At 43.2% G+C, this 4,533-nt stretch carries 3 protein-coding genes; all 3 read left to right on the top strand.

All coding sequences use genetic code 11. The annotated features are described in order from the left end of the window. The first annotated feature begins 533 nt into the window (after window positions 1-533). Window positions 534-941, top strand: a complete 408-nt coding sequence (locus IQ229_RS14210; RefSeq protein WP_094348002.1) for a hypothetical protein — start codon at window positions 534-536, stop codon at window positions 939-941. A 4-nt stretch (window positions 942-945) separates the two neighbouring features. Then, window positions 946-2,208 (top strand): glutamate-5-semialdehyde dehydrogenase, encoded by a 1,263-nt coding sequence (locus IQ229_RS14215; protein ID WP_194044714.1) that lies wholly within the window; start codon window positions 946-948, stop codon window positions 2,206-2,208. 384 nt (window positions 2,209-2,592) lie between these two features. Continuing rightward, window positions 2,593-4,164: an alkaline phosphatase D family protein gene (locus IQ229_RS14220; RefSeq protein WP_194044716.1), complete on the top strand. Its 1,572-nt coding sequence runs from the start codon at window positions 2,593-2,595 to the stop codon at window positions 4,162-4,164. The last annotated feature ends 369 nt before the right edge of the window (window positions 4,165-4,533 follow it).

Genomic DNA, 4,533 nt, shown 5'->3' on the forward strand with positions numbered 1-4,533 from the left:
GTTACACACTACAATAAATATTTTAGTAATTCCTGCTCTGTAAAGACTTGTGAACTCCAAGGAATAGATATTGGACATAATGCCGATCTAACCTTGAGAACTGATAGTAATATATAGTGACAGTGACCTAAAGAGAAATTAGCGGGTTTGTTGATGTGTGTTGTTTACGAGCGTAGCCTTCCCAAAGGATTTGCTTTAGGAGTGGTTGCCACCTATGTTTAAAATTGTATCAGGTGTGTCAGCATAATAAATCCCCCAAAACGCAACCACATTACCTACCTTTAAAGCGACAGATGAAGAGAAGGAAATTTTTAAACAAGATCGCCAGCTACGGGGAAAGATTACAAATAGATAACTCCGTACTGATTTGGCAATTAGTAGAATACTTAAAGTTAGCTGCATCTACTGTTGGTAATCAGGGCAATGTTTGCATCACCTTTTTATGTATATAAAGACAGAAGCTTTTAAGGTGTTTACCAAGGCATTATATTCTCGTAGTTCGTGTAAAACACGCTCAAGTTATTAGAACGCTTGTGCAATCTCAAAAACCCGAAAAAATCGATTTCAATACCGAATACCCCTGTCCCTGTCGTCGCCGGGGTCAGCTAATTCCGATTACGCTAACAGAAGCATTTGGTTGCGATCGCTGTCAGCAAATCTTTGTTGTAGAAGATAATGGTCATGTCCTAGAACAGCTTTCCACCACCTATCCCTACAAACGGGCTTGGCGTTGGATGGGAAATAGTTGGCATGTTGTCCATCCCCGCTTGGGAGAAAGCTATTTGCCTATAGCGCTAGGCATTATTTTCGTGCTAGTGATTATATGGCTGCCATTAGCACTGCGATTAGCAAATGGTTCCAGCATTATTGCTTGGGCAATGGTGGCGGTGCTATTGGCTATCCTACCAGCACTAATGGTCTGGCTTACCTACAGACGTTAACTCAATGACTGTTGAATTGGATGACCACCCCGAACCGATTACTAGTGCCCAACGAGCCTATCAAGCTTCCCTAAAGTTGGCGCTCACAAAGGGAGCAGACCGGAGTCGTGCAGTATTGGCAATGGCAAAGGCGATTGAGCGCTCATTTGACGACATTCTAGAAGCCAATACCTTGGATTTAGAAGCCAGTCGGGAAATGGCAGTGCCTGAGCTGATATTGGACTGGCTGAAGCTAACTCCCACAAGGCTAGAGATGACAGTGGACATTTTACAACGGTTGGGGGAATTATCAGATCCGCTGCGACGCGTTAGAACCGCTGATTATCAACTAGAAGATTCCCAGAGTTACACCCAGTTAATGCCCTTGGGAGTGATTGGATTTATTTATGAGGCGTTTCCCGATTTAGGGGCGATCGCAGCGGGTTTTTGTATCAAAACTGGCAATTGTATAATTCTCAAAGGCAGTACCGAAGCTAGCCATTCCAACGCCGCTATCGCTGAGGCACTGCAAAATGCGATCGCAGAAGTTGGCCTAGCTCCCGGCTGTCTAGAACTGATTACAGCAGAACATGGTGCTTCGATTCGGGATCTAGTTACCCAAGACCAGTACGTGAATTTAGTGATTCCCTACGGACGTTCTAGCTTAGTGCAGCAAGTAGTTCGACAGTCAACTTGCCCAGTTTTAAAGTCAGCGATGGGTAACTGTTACCTTTATTGGTCGCTGAATAGTAGCTTAGAAATGGTGCGTTGGATGATTCTTAATAGCCATCAAAGTGAACCCGATCAAGTCAACGCTATCGAAAAGGTACTAATTCATCGTCAAGCCTTGCCATCATCAATAGCCGTTTTGTGGAACAGCTTGATGGAAAAAGGCTTTGAAATAAAAGGGGATGCAGAACTAGTCCAAGCCTTTCCCCAGTTGCAGCTGGTAAAAGAAGGCGAATGGGGAAACCCTTATTTAACGAGGACAGTAGCTTTTAAACTGGTGGATAGCTTAGAGGGTGCGATCGCCTGGATTAATGAATACAGCAGTGGTCATGCCGACTCTATCGTTACTGAATCCTACCAGGAAAGTCGGCAGTTTGCCTTGGGAGTTAACAGTGCCTCTACCTACATCAACACTTCTCCGCGTTTTTCCCGCAACCCTTCGCGGGGAGATTCAGTATTTCTCGGTATGTCTAATCAAAAAGGTCATCGCCGGGGATTTATCAGCCTGGAAACTTTGACCACCGTTAAGCACATTGTTCAGGGAAATGGCAGATTTTAAATAATTCGTAATTCGTAATTAGAAAAGGGTTTGTCAAAATTGCCTGTAGCGGCAGCTATGTTTCGTTTGGGGTCTAAATGTCCCAATCGAAATTTTAAACTTAACACAATCTTAATTTCTGCTTGATCCTGGGTTGGTAAGTTTCTTGTGTTAAGTTGAGCAGCTATTGGGAGACAAGTCAAATCAACATAATTAGTAATTCATAATTATTAGACCGATTAACATCTGCTGTTTCTATAAAAAGCAGCGATATTTTATTTAGGGTCTAAATCTCCATACAAAACGCAATTACGAATTACGAATTATTTAAACCACTATTTGTGATTTTCACAACTGACCCTCCTAAAGTTTGCCAACTGTATTTACATCTGGGAAGGGGTGAATATGGAACTTATGGATGGTACACGCCTACTAGCAAATCGGTGCAAACGGCGGAATTTCTTGTTGGGTGCAGGATTCTTAACAGGGTTAACAATCGCTAGCCAATGGCATCCGGTATTGGCTAAATCAAGGTTTTCTAGCTATCCGTTCAGTCTTGGTGTTGCCTCTGGCGATCCTTTGCCGGATGGTGTTGTTATCTGGACACGACTGGCTCCCAATCCACTCTCTGGAGGTGGAATGCCACTGGTAAATGTTCCAGTGCGGTGGCAAGTCGCCCTTGATGAAAACATGAAACAGGTTGTGCGGCGAGGAACAGTACTAGCAACACCAGAGTTAGCGCACTCAGTCCACGTTGATGTCCGTGGGCTAAACCCTGAGCGTTGGTATTGGTATCAATTTCAAGCAGGTAAGGAAGTTAGCCCCATTGGACGGACTCGTACAGCACCAGCATTTTATAGCTATACTCAACAACTGAACTTTGCTTTTGTCTCCTGTCAAGACTGGCAAAATGGCTACTATACAGCTTATCGGCATTTAGCTGAGGAAAATCTTGACCTTGTGGTTCATCTAGGTGATTACATCTATGAATACGGGCCACAATCTGGTGGGCTGCGCCAGCATAATAGTCCAGAAATTATCACTCTTAAAGACTACCGCGATCGCCACGCCCTCTACAAAACTGACCCAAATCTTCAAGCTGCTCATGCGGCTTTTCCCTGGATTGTCACTTGGGACGATCATGAAGTTGACAACAACTACGCCAACTTAATCCCGGAAGATAACCAAACCCAAGAGGCTTTTAGAAAACGGCGAGCTAATGCCTATCAGGCTTACTACGAACACATACCTTTACGTCGGTCTTCATTGCCCAAGGGCCCAGATATGCTGCTTTATCGGCGATTGACTTTCGGTAATTTAGCTGAGTTCAATGTGCTAGACACGAGGCAGTATCGCACTAATCAACCTTGTGATGATGGAATTAAGCCTCGCTGCCCCGAAGCTTTTGATCCAAATGCTACCATGACAGGCTCAGAACAAGAGCAATGGCTACGAAAAGGGTTAGATCAATCGCGATCGCGCTGGAATGTGATTGCTCAACAGACCATGCTAGCCGAGTACAATTTCAATAGTAATCCAGGTGTCAGTGTCTTCAATGTAGATCAGTGGGACGGTTACGTGGCTGCACGTAATCGGCTTTTGAGTTTTCTCAACCAGCGCCAACCCTCTAATCCAGTGGTAATTACTGGAGACATCCATTCTAGTTGGGTACACAACCTCAAGCTTGACTTTAATAACCCAAACTCACCGACGGTAGGCACTGAGTTTGTAGGAACTTCAATTACATCTGACTTTCCTACCGCATTTATCGCTCCAGTTCAAGCTTCCCTAAGCAACAATCCCCATACTAAGTTCTTTGACGGTGCTTACCGAGGATACGTCCGCTGCAACCTGACTCCAAAACGCTGGCAAAGTGACTATCGCGTTGTATCAAGCATCGTTGATATGAATGCCTCAGTCAAAACCTTAGCTTCCTTTGTAGTCCAGAACGGACAACCAGGGGCACATCTAAGTTAAGTAAATCTCACAAGCAATCAAACAAACCCTCCAAATAGAATCTGGGGGGTTTCAATATAGTATTAAATATAATTTCGACTATTAAAATATCCAAATCCGAACCTTGTTATCCCAGATTTTGCGGATGTTCGGATATAGCAATCCTATCTGATTTACCAAAACTGTATAAAGGCTTAAAAAGCTAGATAATACGGTAAATTTAGAAGGAGTGTAAACTATTTAAACCGTAAGCGATCGCCTGTTAAAGGTTATACTAAATCAATCTTCCTATAGAGTTATCTTGGCATTTATTTGCAATACTTAACTAACTTCTAATTAACAAAAGTAAACATAGATTAAAAATAATAACTAACATCATAATTTATTAAG

The sequence above is a fragment of the Nostoc cf. edaphicum LEGE 07299 genome (genome assembly GCF_015207245.1).
In the GTDB taxonomy this organism is placed as follows: Bacteria; Cyanobacteriota; Cyanobacteriia; order Cyanobacteriales; family Nostocaceae; genus Nostoc; species Nostoc edaphicum_B.